The sequence below is a fragment of the Vibrio cincinnatiensis DSM 19608 genome (assembly GCF_900167345.1).
Classification (GTDB): Bacteria; Pseudomonadota; Gammaproteobacteria; order Enterobacterales; family Vibrionaceae; genus Vibrio; species Vibrio cincinnatiensis.
The window spans coordinates 236,405-254,509 of record NZ_FUXB01000002.1; the positions used below are offsets into that span (position 1 = coordinate 236,405).

Genomic DNA, 18,105 nt, shown 5'->3' on the forward strand with positions numbered 1-18,105 from the left:
ATGCACCATTAGTTCGACTGACGCATTTTCTCCAATGCTTGTAACAAACGTTTCTCCAATGGTGCGTTAATCTCCATTTTTTCACCCGTAGCCGGGTGCAGAAATATAATGTTTGCCGCATGTAAAAACAGCCGATCAATGCCAAATTGAGCGGTATAAGCATCAAAGCGTCGATCACCATAACGATCATCCCACGCAATAGGGTGGCCAACATATTGAGTATGAACGCGAATCTGATGCGTTCGGCCAGTAATGGGGCTGGCTTGAATTAAGGTTGCTTGCGGAAACGCCTCAATCACTTTAAACCTTGTTTCTGAAGGTTTTCCGGCTGGATTAACCCGCACAATGCTGTTGACTTCATTTTTTAATAATGGTGCATTCACAACTTTGCATTGTGTCTTCCACTGCCCCATCACTAAAGCAAAGTAATACTTTTGGACAGTTTTCTCTCGAAACTGACTCTGTAACTGACGCAAAGCCGAACGTTTCTTGGCTACCAGCAAAATTCCCGAAGTATCTCTATCAATACGATGAACTAATTCCAAAAATCTAGCCTGTGGGCGTAACGCTCTCAATGCTTCAATGGCACCAAATTTTAAACCACTGCCGCCATGCACCGCGGTTCCCGAAGGCTTATTTAAAACCAGTAAATGTTCATCTTCATACAAAATACAAGTTTCCAATTCTGCCACGCGGTTTAACTTAGTGCTAGGTACTGGGTTTGCTTGTTCTTTGATCTCCATCGTTACAGGAGGAATACGAACTACATCCCCCGCCGTCAGTTTATATTCAGCTTTGATGCGCTTTTTGTTTACTCGCACCTCACCTTTGCGCAATAATCGATATATTACACTTTTGGGTATATTTTTTAATTGGTTACGCAAGAAATTATCGATGCGCTGACCAGCCATATCATCGTTTATATCGACAAATTGGACTTCAGTTCTGATTTCGTTCATGGGACGCATTTTAGCGGTAATTTGCGGAAAATCACGCTTTTCTTAACTCACTAAAATAACTTTGTTACCGTAAATTTAAAGTTAATTTGTCGAAAATAGCATCAAATATCAATAATACGCTGTCAATGCTGCATTATTTTACTGATAATCTTGCAGTTTCATTCCGGCTTTCTGACTCTTATACTGATGAAACTGTGACATTTTTGTACAGAATATTAAAAATTTAAGCGCTTTCTAATAATGCTGATTGCTGAGTTTACCAGTCACTGCTATAGTTCATTGCTGCAACGAACCAAAAGTTTGAGCGTAATGTTCTCGCTTTTTGTTTGCAGCAAATATAGTGAGTAGTCCCGCTAAACATCAATGTGCAGCACACGGCGTAAGACACCATTGATCAAAGCTTTCTTGTTGCCCTACTCCTCGTCTTTTCATGTTGAGTACTCTCCGCCAATATGCGGATCACAGGCAAACTGTGTGCTTGTGATGACTGAAGTGCCCTCAGAGCATCCCCTCCAGCCGGGAGGCTGTAACCAATAGCCATGGGATCTGGCACCGTGAAAACGAAAAAAGCAGCAAGAATAATAATCAAAATGAAGAAAATACAACGAGATTTTAAATGAAAAGAATGTTAATTAACGCAACTCAAAAAGAAGAGTTGCGTGTCGCCTTGGTTGATGGCCAGCGACTGTTTGATCTAGATATCGAAAGTCCTGGACATGAATCAAAGAAAGCAAATATCTACAAAGGACGCATTACCCGCATTGAACCCAGTCTAGAAGCCGCATTTGTTGACTACGGCGCGGAAAGACACGGATTCCTCCCTCTCAAAGAAATTGCCCGCGAATATTTTCCAGAAGGTTATAGCTATCAAGGCCGTCCTAGCATTAAAGAGGTGCTAAAAGAAGGTCAAGAAGTGATTGTCCAAGTGGAAAAAGAAGAGCGCGGCAGCAAAGGAGCTGCATTAACGACCTTTATTTCTCTTGCTGGTAGCTACTTAGTTCTAATGCCAAATAACCCTCGTGCCGGCGGAATTTCTCGTCGTATCGAAGGGGATGAACGCACGGAACTTAAAGCCGCCTTAAGTACACTTGTCTTACCACAAGGCATGGGCTTAATTGTCCGTACTGCAGGGGTTGGCAAAAGTGCCGAAGAGTTAGAATGGGATTTAAACGTTCTGTTAAACCACTGGAGTGCGATTAAGCAAGCTTCTGAGTCTAACCCAGCCCCTTTCCTTATTCACCAGGAAAGTAACGTTATTGTTCGCGCTATTCGTGACTATTTACGCCGTGATATTGGTGAAATTCTTATCGACAGCAACACCATCTATGAACGGGCATTAGAACATATTCGTTTGGTTCGTCCAGATTTCGTCAATCGGGTGAAAAAATACGAAGGGGAGGTGCCACTTTTCAGCCACTTCCAAATTGAAAGCCAAATCGAATCAGCGTTTCAACGTGAAGTTCGCTTACCTTCTGGTGGCTCTATTGTTATTGACCCAACAGAAGCGCTAACCTCGATTGATATCAACTCCGCCCGAGCAACCAAAGGCGGTGATATCGAAGAAACCGCGCTCAACACAAACCTTGAAGCCGCAGATGAAATTGCTCGCCAATTACGCCTGCGTGACCTAGGTGGCTTAGTGGTCATTGACTTTATCGACATGACCCCAGTACGCCATCAACGTGAAGTCGAGAATCGACTACGTGAGGCAGTGCGTCTTGATCGTGCGCGAGTGCAAATTGGCCGCATTTCTCGCTTTGGTCTATTGGAAATGTCTCGTCAGCGTCTGAGCCCATCATTAGCAGAAGCCAGCCACCATATTTGCCCTCGCTGTTCAGGGACAGGAGTCATTCGTGATAATGAATCACTGGCTCTATCTGTCTTGCGCTTAATTGAAGAAGAAGCCTTAAAAGATAATACCTCTCAAGTTCTCACCATTGTACCGGTGTCCATTGCCTCTTACCTTCTTAATGAGAAACGTCGTTCCGTCAACCATATTGAACGTAATCAAGAAGTAAGAATCACGATCGTTCCAAACTCTGATATGGAGACACCTCACTTTGAGGTCATCCGTGTCCGTGAAGGTGAAGAACAAGAAATGCTTTCTTACTTGGTTCCGAAAAAACTTGAACAGTTGAAAGAAGCCGAAGGCAAAGAGCCGGTTGATGTGGATGTTAAACCCAAACGTCTTGAGGAACCTGTATTGAAAGGGTTCGCGGCTCCTGCACAAACAGCACCAGCGCCGAAACCTAAAGCCGAACAGCCGACGATAACCGAGTCTGAACCATCAACTAAACCAGGATTGATGAACCGTCTCTTTGGCGCATTGTCCGGGCTATTTACTCGCCCTAGTGAAGAAACGAAACAAGACGAAGTTGCTCAGCCTGAACAAAATCGAGCTTCTCAACCACCTCGTCGAGAGCGCAACGATCGTCGTCGTAACAATCCTCGTGACAAAAACAATCGACGCAAGACGAATAACGAAGAAATCAATCCAACCAACAAAGCAGACAAAGATAGTGCGCCTCGCAAACAGCAGCAAGAACGTAAGCCAAAGCAAGAGCGCAGTGAGCAACCACGTCGTAATAAGCGTGATAACGCACAGTCTGCCAAGTTGCAAGAGCAAGGTCGCCAATTGGCTGAAGAAGCATTAAAAGATGCCGCAACTCAGCCAGAGATCTCTGTTGATGTTGAAGTAAAAGAGCCAAAACCTGCGGCTCTCAAAGAGCGCCGTCAACGCCGTAAGCTAGAAAAATCGATTAGAGTTGTGAAAGATCAACCCGTATCGACCGCAGATGCAGATAGCGATGTGGCTACGACCACTATCCATTCTCCGATGGTAGAGCCTGTTGAACAAGATCCAGCAATTGATACACTGGCTTCGGAAATTCTACCAACAGAGAATGGGAATGGTGAGAAAGAAGAGCAGAAGCAACGTCGTAACCGTCGTTCTCCTCGTCATCTTCGTGCCAGTGGTCAACGTCGCCGCCGTGGTCGTGATCGCCGCCCTAACCCATTCCGCTTACGTAAAGGTGGTGTTGCTTCACCTGAAATGGCCATGGGTAAAGTGATGCCACGTTATGATCTGGCTAAGCCTAATCGTGAACAAGACAAAGCTTCTCTCTTAGTAACAGAGGTCGCGCCTCAAAACCTAGTAGAAGAAACAACTATACTAGGTGGCTTCGCTTGTCCAGAGATGGCCATGGGCAAAGTTATCTTGCGTCGTGAATCAACCAGTACCGAATTGTCGGAGAGCCAAGAGGCACAACCCACATCATTGCTAGCAAACGATATTCAACCACAAGTAGAACCTATCGTTGTGGACAGTGAAACGGCTGAAACTATCGATGCACTCGCAACGGATAACCGTGTTGAGTCGGTAGCTCCAGCAGTATCTGTTGCAGAAACGCAGACCGTCATCGTGGCTGAAGACGTTGAAGAAGCGCCAGAAACGGATTTGCTTCCAGAAGAAGCACCTATCGTCATCAATGAGCCTAAGGTTGCTAAAACGGTTAAACGCAAAGCAGGTCATGCATTTGCGCCGATGGCGAAAGCGCCGGGAACTCAAGATCTCAAAGAGATTTCCGTTATCGCAGCGCCATTACGTAATGAACGTTACCAGCCTAAAGGGGCCGGTAGTCAGGCAGCAAAAAACCAAGCAAGCGCTGAGATGGCAAAGCCTCAAGCTTTCTAAGATAAAATAAAACCGCTCAAGGCTGCCTCAATAGGCAGCCTTTTTTTATAGTATTCAATAAACAGAAATAACAGGCTTAACCAAACAGATTTGGTAGAATGCCCACTCTTTACCTTCACTTGGACTTCATCGGCTCATGACATGGATTTTTCTTACTCTTTTTGCGGCTTTCATGCAATCTTGGCGTAATGCACTACAGAGTCGGTTATCCGAAGAAATAAAAACAGCAGGAGTCACTTTGGCTCGTTTTCTCTGGGCAGGTCCATTAGCCGCTGTCTATCTACTTAGTTTATATTTGATTGCTCCCACAGAAGGCCCAACCTTTACTATTACCTTTATCAGCTTGGTGAGCTCAGCAGCCGTCATGCAGATCCTTGCTACCGCTTTGATGGTAAAACTATTCAAATACAATAACTATGCAGTGGGGGCAGGCTTAGCCAAAAGTGAAGCCTTGGTTGCGGCTATTTTAGGCATGCTCTTTTTTGGTACTCAGTTGAGTTTATTCGGTTGGCTTGGCGTATTTCTAGGAGGAATAGGCGTCTTTCTGATGAGTACACGCGGCCACTTACGTCAGTTATCGTTAACAACCGTAATTTTGGGGATCAGTAGTGGTAGCGCCTTTGCCTTAACGTCATTGTGGGTTCGAGAAGCGAGTTTATCGCTCGGGCTCCCCTTCCCTTATAGTGCTGCTTGGGTATTGTTGTTTGTTATCAGCTTACAGACCCTTTTACTACTCGGCTATCTTGTTATGGTTGATAAAGATACCCTGATCCAATTATTCCATAAACCTAAGATAACCTTATTAACAAGCACCAGTAGTTGTATGGGCTCTATTGGTTGGTTTAGTGCGATGTCTTTGCAAGCCGTTCCTTATGTAAAAACATTAGGCCAAGTGGAAATCTTTTTTACCTTATTAATCTCCATTTTCTGGCTAAAACAAAAGGTTCGAATCAAAGATGGGATCGGTTTAGTATTCGTCGCGTTAGCCGCTATTATGGTGATGTGGACAGAATAATGCCGACCGGCATTATTCACCATCCATTTAAACAGTGCTATTTGAAGAGATGAATCGCTTTCTCTTTATTCTAAAAGGCATAACTTAAACTCAACGTACTGTATATCTCATCATGGCTTTTTCCTTTTGCCACTGTCGTGTTATTAATGTATTCCGTGTCAAAAACCAGCGCCAATTTCTCAGCTAATTTATTCGATAGCGTCCCTTTTAAACTAGTTGTGGTATTGCTGTCACCATAATCCACTCTTGCTGATACTCCAACCGATACACTTTGGCTTACCTTACTTTTTGTTTGCAAAAAAGCATTAGCAATCCATTCGTTATCACTTCGAGAGCCTTCAACACTCGTGGAAGGTTGACGAACCGAGTGGCGAAAGCCCGGGCCAAAACCCATGTCGACTTGGGTTGCTTTTGTATTGATCAGAGTCGCGCCAAGGCCACTGACTATCAAAGCTTGATGACGATACGTTGCATATTGATCATGTTCATATTTACTGTTACCAAACACGAATAAACGTGGGCTGACATCGTGCTTAACATCATAAATAAGCCGATACTTATTCGTTCCGTCTTCATCACTATCAGACTTATAAGAATAGAAAGTCGCCAGAGCCAACTGCTGATGCCACTGCTCTTGATCGTATTTCAGGCTTGCCCCAGAATTAATCGACAAGGTTGAAGTGTTATTTTTTGAATAAATAAAACCAAGCTTAGCATCCCCACTCCATGGGCTTTTTTCCTCTTCGAGATCAGCCAGAGCAAGGCTTGACGTAGATAAACTCATCAGTAAAAGGCTCATTTTACTCAATGGGATTCGCGGTCTCATTGTTATCCTTTATCGTTTTGATAAAGAGGGGACTATAACAAACCCACTCACACGCTAAGTAAACGTCACGTAAAAATCCAGTCTCTAAAAGCATCTGCCCATAAAAAAAGCCCTTCCATAAATAGAAGGGCTTTGTGTTTTATTGAGGGGCTTCGTGCTAGCGAAAACCTCTCATCAACTCAACTTACTTTTTCTTTGCTACTTTTTGGTCTTCTTTTTTCTTGATGACGGTCGTTCCTTCGAACGTTTCACCTTCAACAAATGGCTTACCGTAGTAAGCAGCTAGAAGCACATCTTTTAGCTCAGAAATCAGTGGGTAACGAGGGTTTGCACCTGTACATTGGTCATCGAATGCTTCAACCGACAATTCGTCAACTTTTGCAAGGAAATCCGCTTCGTTCACGCCAGCCGCTTGAATCGATAGTGGAATATCAAGATCTTTCTTCAACTCTTCCAACCACGTTAGCAAGCGTTCAATTTTCTGTGCAGTACGGTCACCGGCTTGGCTTAAACCTAAATGGTCGGCAACTTCAGCATAACGACGGCGTGCTTGTGGGCGGTCATATTGAGAAAATGCCGTTTGTTTCGTTGGGTTATCATTCGCATTGTAACGAACCACATTAGAGATTAACAATGCGTTAGCAAGGCCGTGTGGTAAGTGGAACTCTGCACCAATTTTGTGAGCCATAGAGTGACATACACCCAAGAAAGCGTTCGCAAAAGCGATACCAGCGATTGTCGCTGCGTTGTGTACTTTTTCACGAGCAATTGGGTCGGCTGCACCATTCTTATAGCTTGAAGGTAAGTACTCTTTCAGCATTTTAAGCGCTTGCAGTGCTTGACCATCAGAGTATTCGTTTGCAAGAACAGACACATAAGCTTCTAGAGCGTGAGTCACGGCATCGTAGCCACCAAACGCAGTAAGAGACTTAGGCATATTCATAACAAGGTTCGCGTCAACGATAGCCATGTTAGGCGTTAATTCATAATCGGCTAGTGGGTATTTCGCACCCGTGGCATCGTCAGTAACAACGGCAAATGGGGTGACTTCTGAACCAGTACCTGAGGTAGTTGTGATACATACCAATTCTGCTTTTTGACCCATTTTAGGGAACTTGTAAATACGTTTACGGATATCCATAAAGCGCATAGCAAGCTCTTCAAAATGCGTTTCTGGGTGCTCGTACATTACCCACATAATTTTCGCTGCATCCATTGGTGAACCACCACCAAGAGCAAGAATCACATCTGGCTGGAAGCTCTTCATCGCATCTGCACCTTTCTTAACAACAGAAAGTGTTGGATCCGCTTCTACATCAAAGAAAGTTTGCACTTCCATACCTTGTGCTTTTAACAAGCTAACCACATCGTCAGAATAACCGTTATTGAATAGGAAACGGTCTGTCACTAGGAATGCGCGTTTTTTACCTTCTAGATCGCCAAGGGCAATGGGAAGGCTACCACGACGGAAATAGATAGATTTAGGAAGTTTATGCCACAACATGTTTTCAGCTCGCTTAGCCACTGTTTTCTTGTTGATTAAGTGCTTAGGACCAACGTTTTCAGAGATAGAGTTACCACCCCAAGAACCACAGCCAAGCGTCAAAGAAGGAGCAACGTTAAAGTTGTAAAGGTCACCGATACCACCGTGAGTGGTTGGGATGTTTACAAGAATACGTGCTGTTTTTAGACGGTCACCAAAATAACGGATACGATCTGCATTCACGTCTTGGTTTGTATACAAACCAGAAGTGTGGCCAATACCGCCGATTTCTACCATTTTCACTGCTTGATCAACAGCATTTTCAAAAGAAGATGCACGGAACATACCCAGTGTTGGCGACAATTTTTCATGAGCGAATTCATCATCGTAAGAGACTTCACCGATACCTTCACCCACAAGAATCTTAGTATCTGCTGGAACTTTCACGCCCGCCATTTCAGCGATAGCAGTAGCTGGTTGACCAACAATTTTCGCGTTTAGCGCACCATCAATAAGTAAAACTTTACGAACTTTATCAGCATCGGCTTTGCTTAGAACGTGTGCTTTATGTGTAGCAAAACGTTCTTTTACTTCATCATACACTTCATCCATCACGATAACGGCTTGTTCAGATGCACAAACTACACCATTATCAAATGTTTTAGACATCAGTACAGAAGCCACCGCTCGTTTGATATCGGCTGTTTCATCAATCACAACAGGTACGTTACCAGCGCCTACACCAATTGCAGGTTTACCAGAAGAGTACGCTGCTTTCACCATACCAGGACCACCCGTTGCAAGGATAAGAGCAATCCCGTCATGCTTCATCAAAGCATTAGACAGTTCAACAGAAGGCTGATCAATCCAACCAATAATATCTTTAGGTGCACCAGCGGCTACTGCTGCATCCAGAACCAATTTCGCCGCCGCGTTGGTTGAGTTTTTTGCACGTGGGTGTGGTGAGAAGATGATACCGTTACGAGTCTTCAAAGAGATAAGAGACTTAAAGATAGCCGTAGAAGTCGGGTTTGTTGTAGGAACAATACCACAGATGATACCAACCGGTTCTGCAATCGTCATCGTACCTAAGTTGTCATCTTCTTCAAGAATGCCACAGGTTTTTTCATCTTTGTATTTGTTATAAATAAACTCAGACGCAAAGTGGTTCTTGATCACTTTATCTTCAATAATCCCCATGCCAGATTCTGCTACCGCTTGTTGCGCTAGAGGAATACGAGCTTGGTTAGCGGCCAATGATGCAGCGCGGAAAATTTTATCCACTTGCTCTTGAGAGAAAGTGGCAAATTCTGCTTGTGCCGCTTTCACGCGAGCAACGAGAGCATCAAGTTCAGCCAAATTAGTTACAGGCATAATGAATCTCCTAAAATAAAAAATGTTAAAAACTCTTTATTAAATCGTCAATTGGATGCTCTTTCCTGATCTTGATGACCAACTTACCAGCAGACTTAGTAAATAGCTTTCACGACTGAGTATAATATTTCACTGTATGAAAAAAATTGACTCAGATCAGTTATCAAAAAGTAATTACCACCCAAGGGGTAGAAGGTAGGAAAAACAGAACATAACCTATTGAATTAAAATAAAAACAGAACAAAAAATCTCATATCAAAAATATACTCTTTACAAATCAAAAAAATAAAAAAACTACAACAAACTGTAAAAAAGTTTCATTTTTAAACAACATAACCACTTGTAGCCAACATTTCATGTGCTACGTTGAGTATATAAGCTCCGACTCAACTCTCCACTCTCCATCTCAATTTTTAGCTAAACTGTGGCATTGTTAACAAAGTGATCACGCAATACTGCTCGACCTTCATAAAATGCAACAATTTATTTGTATTATGAGTAAAGCATTAGTTTTCTTAATCATGAACAAATCAATGCGATAGTTTTTTTCATTCGTACTTTTATGTGGATTAACATACATTACGCTGGCTTTATTTCACCCCAATGATCGCCAAGAGAATCTTTCATGCATCTTGAACTTGCCATTTTTCTTCAGTTTTTTTTAGGGCTGGTTGCGGCCGTTAACCCGGTTGGTATTATGCCGGTGTTTGTTTCACTCACCAGCCACATGACCGTGGAAGAAAAAAACAAAACCGCAGCCACCGCCAATATTGCTGTTGCCGTTATCTTGATCACAGCGCTGCTCGGCGGTCAGGTTCTGTTGGATATGTTTAGTATTTCCCTTGACTCCTTTAGAGTGGCTGGCGGTCTGTTATTGCTCAGTATTGCTTTTTCTATGATGAGTGGAAAACTCGGAGAGGATAAGCAGAACAAACAGGAAAAATCTGAGCATATTAGCCGAGAGCAAATTGGCATCGTTCCTATCGCTATGCCCTTAATGGCCGGCCCAGGCGCAATTAGTTCAACCATTGTTTACAGTGCTCGTTACCCTGGAATGTTGGATACTTTGGGGATTGCATTAACCATTGCGGTTTTCAGTATCAGCTCTTGGTTACTGTTTCGTTCAGCCCCTTATATTGTGCGCATTCTTGGACAAACAGGAATCAACGTGATCACCCGTATTATGGGACTAATCCTAGGAGCGCTCGGTATTGAATTTATTGCTAATGGATTACGTAGCCTATTCCCAGGCCTCGCTTAACCCGTTTGTCTGCATGGAAACTCGACTCAAAGAGAGAAAGCGCCTAATGGCGCTTTCTTCGTTATCACTTGATTGATCGATACTGACTAGCGTTTTTCTGCAAGAATAATACGCAATGTTCGCCGTAATGGCTCTGCCGCTCCCCACAAAAGTTGATCGCCAACGGTAAAGGCATTAAGGAAAGTCTCCCCCATCGCCATTTTACGTAAACGTCCCACAGGAATAGAAAGTGTCCCAGTCACTTTTGCTGGGCTCAGTTCACGTGCTGTGATGTCTCGCTCATTCGGAATCACTTTAACCCAGTCATTGTGCGAAGCGATGATCTCTTCGATTTCATCCAGCGGAACATTCTGTTTGAGCTTGATAGTGAGAGCTTGAGAATGGCAACGCATCGCTCCGATACGAACGCAGGTTCCATCAATAGGAATCGGAGAATTTTGGAAACCCAAAATCTTATTAGCTTCTACGCCCGCTTTCCACTCTTCTTTACTTTGACCATTTTCACGCTTCACATCAATCCAAGGGATCAGAGAGCCCGCTAGAGGAACACCAAAGTTATCGGTTGGGAAAGATGCTGAACGCATCGTTTCAGCCACTTTCTGATCGATATCTAAAATGGAACTTGATGGATTTGCAAGCTCTGAACTCACGGAATCATTGATAACACCCATTTGTGAAATCAGCTCACGCATGTTCTGTGCACCAGCGCCTGACGCGGCTTGATAAGTCATGGCACTAGTCCATTCCACTAGCCCCTTCTCGAATAACCCCCCTAACCCCATCAACATTAAACTAACGGTACAGTTCCCACCAACAAAAGTATTCGTGCCTTGATGAATACCCTGTTGAATTTGAGTAAAGTTAACGGGATCCAAAGTAATGATGGCTTCAGAGTCCATTCGTAACGTCGATGCTGCATCAATCCAGTAACCTTTCCATCCTGCTTGACGAAGAGCAGGAAATACTTTTTCAGTATACCCTCCACCTTGGCAAGTAATCACCGCATCGAGTTGCTTTAAACTGTCAATATCAAAAGCATCTTGTAACAACCCTGCATCTTTACCAAAGTTAGGCGCAGCAATGCCAATTTGTGATGTACTGTAAAATACCGGGTCGATAAGGTCGAAATCTTTTTCTTCAACCATTCGCTGCATCAGTACTGAACCAACCATGCCACGCCAACCGACTAAACCTACTCTCATTGGACTAACTCTCCGTGTGTTCAAACAAAAAATTGTGATCACCACCTATAAGGGGTTCGATCTAAAATCTCAAGATATTCTTACCTTTTATTGAGACTTTTCTTGATCCCTACTGTGCTTTATCACTGATTCAACTTCAACCCCTTAAAAAGATTTATCTTGTGATTTTTTAGCATTAGATAATTAAATTTTTACTTAAATATCGAACTTTTGTTACACACAAATATCACACTACACACTTTTTTATTTCATACCTTCACCTAAAACAAACATTTAAGTCTAAATAACAAGCACTATATCGACATAAATCACAACAACATGCTTTAAATTCGATATATAACATTATTTAATGTAAAGTCCTGCCGAACTGATAAAAGATGTCCCTCTCTACTACCTACTACAACCATCAAACAAGAGGTTCTAAAAATGACACAGGCCCCACCACGCTTACCCAGTTTGCTGCAAGTGATTGTTGCACTGGGTCTGTTTTTATTATTGGCTTTTTCGTTTACTGCTAAGTTTGATTTACCCATCCAGCTCGCTCTTTACATCGGCTGGTTTATTATCATGGTGCTCGGCATTCGCCTTGGTCACCAGTATAAAGAATTAGAGAAAGCTGCACTCAATGGCATTTCCAATGGATTAGGTGCAGTATTAATCCTTCTTGCGGTTGGTGCCCTCGTGGGTACTTGGATCGCCGGAGGGATCGTTCCAACCATCATTTATTATGGATTAAAGGCTATCCACCCTTCTATTTTCTTGCTTGCCACGATGATCATTTGTTCTTTGACCGCGTTAGCAACAGGAACTTCTTGGGGAGCCGCCGGAACAGCAGGGATTGCGATGATGGGAATAGGCCAAGGGCTCGGCGTTCCAGCGCCCGTAACCGCTGGTGCTGTTTTATCTGGATGCTACTTTGGCGACAAGATGTCTCCTCTGTCAGACTCCGTGATTCTCGCCTCATCCATGTCCAATGTTGAAGTAATGGAACACATTAAAGGTATGCTCCCAATTGCTTTGATCAGCTACGTTATTACTGGATTAATGTTTACCTTATTTGGTTTCCACTATGCTGGTAATGTAGACATGTCACAGGTCCAATCCGTTATCAATGCGATGGAAACTCAATTTTATATCACGCCATACTCTTTTATTCCGGTATTGATTGTCTTGGGGCTTCTGGCTATGCGTATGCCCTCTTTCCCAGTCATTAGCTTTGGATCATTGCTCGGCATCATTTGGGCTATCATGATTCAAGATGTTGAATTTCTTCCTGCATTTAACACCGCATGGGCTCCGTTCAGCATTTCATCTGGTGTGGATTTTATTGACTCCATCCTAAATCGTGGCGGTATGTCTTCTATGCTTGGATCGGTTGCTGTGATCATTTTTGGTCTAGGCTTCGGAGGTCTATTGGATAGAGTTGGCGTACTCGAAACCATCGCCAAGCTGTTTGAACGTCGAGTCACCAATAGTGGTTCACTGGCAACTAGCACCATAGGTACCGCATTTATGGGTAACGTATTTGGTTCAGCCATGTACGTATCATTGATTCTCACTCCCAAAATTTGTGCCAAAAACTATGACCGCTTAGGTTACCAACGTAAAAACTTGTCCCGAAATGCAGAATTTGGTGGCACGCTGACATCGGGAATGGTGCCATGGAGTGATAATGGCATATACATGGCAAGCATCTTAGGGGTTGCGACTCTCTCTTATGCGCCTTTCATGTGGCTCAGCTTTGTCTGTATCATTGTGACGATTTTCACCTCGTACATGGGATGGTTCGTTGACAAATGTGAACCCATTGCAGAAGCCAGTGCTGAAAATATGGGCGAAGAAACCGATTTACAACGTCAATCCGTTTAATCATCTTCACTAAAGTAAAAAAGGAGCGTTTATCGCTCCTTTTCCATTTTATGTGGATTTTACTGATTTTTTCTCGTTAACTGTTCACGCAAATTGGGGGGCGTTCCCTTAATAGTCAAAGTATCGGTTTCCGGGTCATAAAATACGCGCTCACCCATTAATAAACTATCAAAACTGATGTTAAGCCCACCACCAGCGCCTACATACTTAGTCAGTGTCCTTACGGTTGAACGATCTCCTGGGAAACTTTCTTCTAACTCATAACCATGTTGACGCGTAAACTCAAAAAAACTGGTTCCTTCTTGGCTAGGGGGTAACTCTCCAGAAAGCTCTTTGACCTGAACTTCATCACCGGATTTAATTTGATCATTACAGTAGTCATACACCTGCCGTTTGTAGCTAATGGCCTCTTCTTTTTCCAATTTTGCATCACTACAAAAATCTTCCACTGCTTGCATCAATACTAGATTCTGTTGCTTAGGATCCAGTCCAATATCCGCTTGTAAGAAATCTAGGAAAAAATCAGAGACTTTACGCCCCACCCGTCCTTTTATATAAGAAAGATAACGGTTGGAATCTTTGTCTGTTTCAAAACTGGAAAGATCAACCCTTGCTGCAATATCCATCTTACTGATATCTAAGTAATCCGTCGCGCTGATATCCAACCCCTCTGTCACTTTTAGGCTTTGGTTTAAGGGTAATAAACCAATAAACAAGAAATGGGTAGAAAGCGATTGATACTCCGCCAACACAAGAATGCCTTCATCAGCGAAGGGATATTTAATCAGTTCATTTTTTAGCCGCTGCGCACTCATCTGAGAAAACGTATAAAAATCTTCCTCACCTTTGCGCAGAGCTTGTAACCAACGTTGAACCTCACTGTCGGATTTAAACGAGCCAAACCCCTTCCCTGCTTTCGCATTAAAGACGCGATGTAACTCAGCGACCAAGTTTTCGGTTGAGGTATCATTATCAAGAGATTGAGTTCGGTAATTAACCATTAACTCATCGTTATCGTTTTTACATAATTGATGCAAAATGACATTGGAAAGGTGCAAACTCATAGTGAAATAATCGTCGTACTGGTTTCAGTTGTAAGGCATAGTAGGTTATCATAAGCCGCTTTTACTATCATCTATAGAGTCTTTATGCCAATTACATCGAAATACAGTGACGAAAAAGTTGAAACTATCCTGACCGAAATCGCTGCCATTCTTGATAAACATAGTGCGTCTCCAGAATTAACGCTGATGATCGCAGGTAATATCGCCACCAATGTTCTAAATCACAATGTGGCCAGTTCACAGCGTAAAGCGATTGCAGAGAAGTTTGCTCAGGCATTAACCTCTTCTTTACAGAACTAATTTCATTGACAACACCGGATAAATAGAAAAACCCATGGTAGATAGCGGAAACACATACGGCGAGCGAGTATCACGTTTAGTGAGCTGGGGACATTGGTTTGCTTTCTTTAATATTATTGCAGCCATGCTTATCGGTACACGGTACATTACTCAAACCCCATGGCCAGATACACTCTTAGGGCAATTTTATCTTGCATTTTCTTGGGTGGGCCATTTTGGCTTCTTAGTGTTTGCGCTCTACCTATTAATCCTTTTTCCACTCACGTTCCTCATTCCATCTCGGATGTTGTTCCGCTTTATTGCGGTTTGTTTTGCCACATTAGGTTTAACCGTTCTCTTAATTGATACGCAAACCTACCAGACCATCAACTTGCATTTGACCCCTGTGGTATGGGAACTACTGTTCAGCGATGAAAGTAGCATTAGCGCCGATCTACAGCACCTATTTGTCGTTCTACCTCTAATATTCTTACTGCAATTAGGCTTATCTGAATGGGTGTGGCGAAAGCAACGACGCCTATCTCATAAACGGGTTGGACGCCCTCTCGCGGCTGTTTTTTTCATTAGCTTTATCACCAGCCATGTGATCTATGTTTGGTCTGATGCCTATTTTTATGCCCCAGTCACCAGCCAAAAATCCAATTTCCCATTGTCCTACCCAATGACGGCCAAATCTTTTATGGAAAAACATGGCCTGTTGGATAGAGATAAGTATTTAAAACGTTTGGAAGAGAATCAAAATAGCGTCGATTTGGTCAATTATCCGTTAGAGAAAATCGAATTTGGCCGCAGAGCAAACCATTTAAATATTCTCATTGCCAGTGTCGATAGCCTACGTGCAGATGTTGTCACCGAGCACCTCATGCCAAATACTTACCAGTTTGCCAACAACGCGCTGACTTTTAGTCATCATTTTAGCTCCAGCAATGATATGTATGGCATGTTTGGCTTGTTCTATGGGCTACCCAGCAGCTACGCCAGCAGCATTAAGGTTCAAGGCACACTACCCATCTTAATTGATGCACTAAAAAATCAGAAATACCAATTTGGTTTATTCAGTAGTGATAATTTTTCTGACCCTCTTTTTCAAGAAACGGTCTTTCGCGGTCTACCGCTCATCCAAACGCCATTTGAAGCAGAAACAAGTCACGATAGGCAAACTATCCAACGCTGGGGACAGTGGGTTCAAGAACAAAATTCCCCTTGGTTAAGCTTTATCGAACTTACGACCGTTAGCCGATTTAATTCCATGACGATCAGCGATCAAAAATCGACCGCGACCGACAGACTACGCAATAGCTATTACGAATCGGTCACTCAAGCCGATCATGAATTAGCGCAGCTCTATGCTCAGCTAGAATCTTTACAATTATTGGATAATACCATTGTTGTCATCACATCGAACCACGGCACAGAATTCAATGAAACCAAAACGAACAGTTGGGGAGCGAACAGTAATTACAGTCGTTACCAACTACAGGTTCCAATGATTGTTTATTGGCCAGGAAAAATGCCCGCAACATTTACACACCGTTCCAGCCATTTAGACTTTTCTGTAACGCTATTGCAGGATCTACTGGGTGTCTCTTCTAACCCTAACGATTTCAGTAGCGGAAAAAATTTATTTAATGAAAACAAACGACGCTGGATACTTGCTGGTGATTCACGCGAGTTAGCCCTTATTACCGAGCAACAAACCACAGTGATAGATAAGTTTGGCAACTTCAAACTGTATGATGAAAACTACCAGCGATTAACCGATGAGAATCCGACGCTGCCAATTTTGATGCAAGGTTTAACCGAATTGCAGCGTTTTTATTCAAAAGACAATTAAATCATGACTTTAAGCATTTTTCGGCTTGACGGTCACAATAAAAATAAGTACATTACGCCCATCGGACTGTAGCGCAGCTTGGTAGCGCACCGTCATGGGGTGTCGGGGGTCGGAGGTTCAAATCCTCTCAGTCCGACCATACACCTAAAAAAGAGAGCTTCGGCTCTCTTTTTTTTGTCAGAAAGATAAAATAGACACTCTTCAACCGTCAAATCATCCCCCCACCCTAAACACAAAGATAGTGATATGGAGAGGGAAGAAGACTTAGGCCCTATTGGGATGATTCAAAATGTGATCTTCCCAATCGATCACATCGATTTCATAGACGACTTTATTACGGACACTTTCACCAGCGGCATGCATCGCTGCTTTAGAACCAGTAATTAATGGATGCCATTCAGGAAGCGGCTTACTGTCAGCTAGTAATCGATAGGCACAGGTTTCTGGTAACCAGTTAAATTCATCAATCTTATCTCTAGTAAGCTTGAGGCACTCTTCCCCAGATTCAAAGCGATTTGGGTAATCTTTACACGCACACGTTTTACTATTCAACCAACTACAAGCCACATTTGTGTAATAAACGTCATCGCTATCTTCATCCATTAGCTTATGCAAGCAGCACTTACCACAACCATCACACAGTGACTCCCACTCTGCTTCCGTCATCTGTTCTAATGATTTGCTTTGCCAAAAGGGAATACTCATAGCACCTTACTTTTATCAACGTATTAGGGTCAGGTGTTATACCCCTCCCTTTTGGAAACTTCAAGTGATGAGCGGGAATTTCACTGTGCATCGCGGTGAGATCTGTTAGGATCACCGGCCTTATTATGACTGTCTTGATAAAGGTGAAAAAATGGACTGTCGACTGGGTTGTGGCGCTTGCTGTATTGCACCGAGTATTTCATCTCCTATTCCGGGGATGCCACACGGTAAACCTGCTGGGGTTCGCTGCATTCAACTGAATGACGAAGATTTATGCCAACTGTTTGGAAAACCAGAACGCCCAGCGGTTTGCCACCAATTCAAAGCTTGTGCAAGTGTCTGCGGAGAAAACCAACAACAAGCATTACAAAACTTAACGTTCTTGGAACATTGCACGCAGAATATACCGCCACACCAATAAAATTTGCTATCTAGATCCATATTTTTCATTCCTCTGACTTTTCCACGCTAGCAAAGCAGTAGATTTCCAGCGCTTGGGTTATACCCATGAATTTTATA

Annotated in this window: 13 protein-coding genes and 1 tRNA gene; 8 read left to right on the forward strand and 6 right to left on the reverse strand. The window is 43.1% G+C overall.

Translation table 11 applies throughout. The features are described from left to right. Positions 1-8: 8 nt before the first annotated feature. Positions 9-959 carry a 23S rRNA pseudouridine(955/2504/2580) synthase RluC gene (rluC, locus tag B5D54_RS02640; RefSeq protein ID WP_078924934.1) on the reverse strand — a complete coding sequence of 317 codons (951 nt, stop codon included), beginning with the start codon at positions 957-959 and terminating at the stop codon, positions 9-11. A gap of 616 nt (positions 960-1,575) precedes the next feature. On the opposite strand from rluC, the gene rne reads away from it, so the two are divergent. Both rne and B5D54_RS02650 read left to right on the forward strand, forming a co-directional pair. Further along, on the forward strand, positions 1,576-4,653 hold the full coding sequence (gene rne, locus B5D54_RS02645; protein WP_115173978.1) for a ribonuclease E: 3,078 nt from the start codon (positions 1,576-1,578) through the stop codon (positions 4,651-4,653). A 136-nt stretch (positions 4,654-4,789) separates the two neighbouring features. Then, positions 4,790-5,668: a DMT family transporter gene (locus tag B5D54_RS02650; RefSeq protein WP_078924936.1), complete on the forward strand. Its 879-nt coding sequence runs from the start codon at positions 4,790-4,792 to the stop codon at positions 5,666-5,668. 70 nt (positions 5,669-5,738) lie between these two features. Here B5D54_RS02650 and B5D54_RS02655 read toward each other — a convergent pair whose 3' ends face one another. Both B5D54_RS02655 and adhE read right to left on the reverse strand, forming a co-directional pair. Next, positions 5,739-6,494: a DUF481 domain-containing protein gene (locus B5D54_RS02655; protein WP_078924937.1), complete on the reverse strand. Its 756-nt coding sequence runs from the start codon at positions 6,492-6,494 to the stop codon at positions 5,739-5,741. A 184-nt stretch (positions 6,495-6,678) separates the two neighbouring features. Then, on the reverse strand, positions 6,679-9,351 hold the full coding sequence (gene adhE, locus B5D54_RS02660) for a bifunctional acetaldehyde-CoA/alcohol dehydrogenase (RefSeq protein ID WP_078924938.1): 2,673 nt from the start codon (positions 9,349-9,351) through the stop codon (positions 6,679-6,681). Between the two features lie 625 nt (positions 9,352-9,976). Here adhE and B5D54_RS02665 point away from each other — a divergent pair. Beyond that, entirely contained in the window at positions 9,977-10,612 is a 636-nt protein-coding gene (locus tag B5D54_RS02665; RefSeq protein WP_078924939.1) for a YchE family NAAT transporter, read from the forward strand. An 86-nt stretch (positions 10,613-10,698) separates the two neighbouring features. Here B5D54_RS02665 and asd read toward each other — a convergent pair whose 3' ends face one another. Then, a complete protein-coding gene (gene asd / locus B5D54_RS02670) occupies positions 10,699-11,814 on the reverse strand; it encodes an aspartate-semialdehyde dehydrogenase (protein WP_078924940.1) in 1,116 nt (371 codons plus the stop codon). Between the two features lie 426 nt (positions 11,815-12,240). Between asd and nhaC the strand changes: the two genes are divergently transcribed. After that, positions 12,241-13,683, forward strand: a complete 1,443-nt coding sequence (gene nhaC, locus B5D54_RS02675) for a Na+/H+ antiporter NhaC (RefSeq protein ID WP_078924941.1) — start codon at positions 12,241-12,243, stop codon at positions 13,681-13,683. Positions 13,684-13,742: 59 nt separating this feature from the next. Here the strand turns inward: nhaC and yejK are convergent, their stop codons facing one another. Next, positions 13,743-14,747: a nucleoid-associated protein YejK gene (gene yejK, locus B5D54_RS02680; RefSeq protein ID WP_078924942.1), complete on the reverse strand. Its 1,005-nt coding sequence runs from the start codon at positions 14,745-14,747 to the stop codon at positions 13,743-13,745. A gap of 84 nt (positions 14,748-14,831) precedes the next feature. Between yejK and B5D54_RS02685 the strand changes: the two genes are divergently transcribed. From B5D54_RS02685 to B5D54_RS02695, 3 genes are all read left to right on the forward strand, one after another. Next, positions 14,832-15,047 carry a YejL family protein gene (locus B5D54_RS02685; RefSeq protein WP_078924943.1) on the forward strand — a complete coding sequence of 72 codons (216 nt, stop codon included), beginning with the start codon at positions 14,832-14,834 and terminating at the stop codon, positions 15,045-15,047. Positions 15,048-15,081: 34 nt separating this feature from the next. After that, positions 15,082-16,881: a DUF3413 domain-containing protein gene (locus tag B5D54_RS02690; protein ID WP_078924944.1), complete on the forward strand. Its 1,800-nt coding sequence runs from the start codon at positions 15,082-15,084 to the stop codon at positions 16,879-16,881. 62 nt (positions 16,882-16,943) lie between these two features. Then, a tRNA-Pro gene (locus B5D54_RS02695) sits at positions 16,944-17,020 on the forward strand. A 125-nt stretch (positions 17,021-17,145) separates the two neighbouring features. Here B5D54_RS02695 and B5D54_RS02700 read toward each other — a convergent pair. After that, positions 17,146-17,586 carry a YcgN family cysteine cluster protein gene (locus B5D54_RS02700; RefSeq protein WP_078924945.1) on the reverse strand — a complete coding sequence of 147 codons (441 nt, stop codon included), beginning with the start codon at positions 17,584-17,586 and terminating at the stop codon, positions 17,146-17,148. A gap of 151 nt (positions 17,587-17,737) precedes the next feature. On the opposite strand from B5D54_RS02700, the gene B5D54_RS02705 reads away from it, so the two are divergent. Continuing rightward, positions 17,738-18,007, forward strand: a complete 270-nt coding sequence (locus B5D54_RS02705) for a YkgJ family cysteine cluster protein (RefSeq protein ID WP_078924946.1) — start codon at positions 17,738-17,740, stop codon at positions 18,005-18,007. Positions 18,008-18,105: the final 98 nt, after the last annotated feature.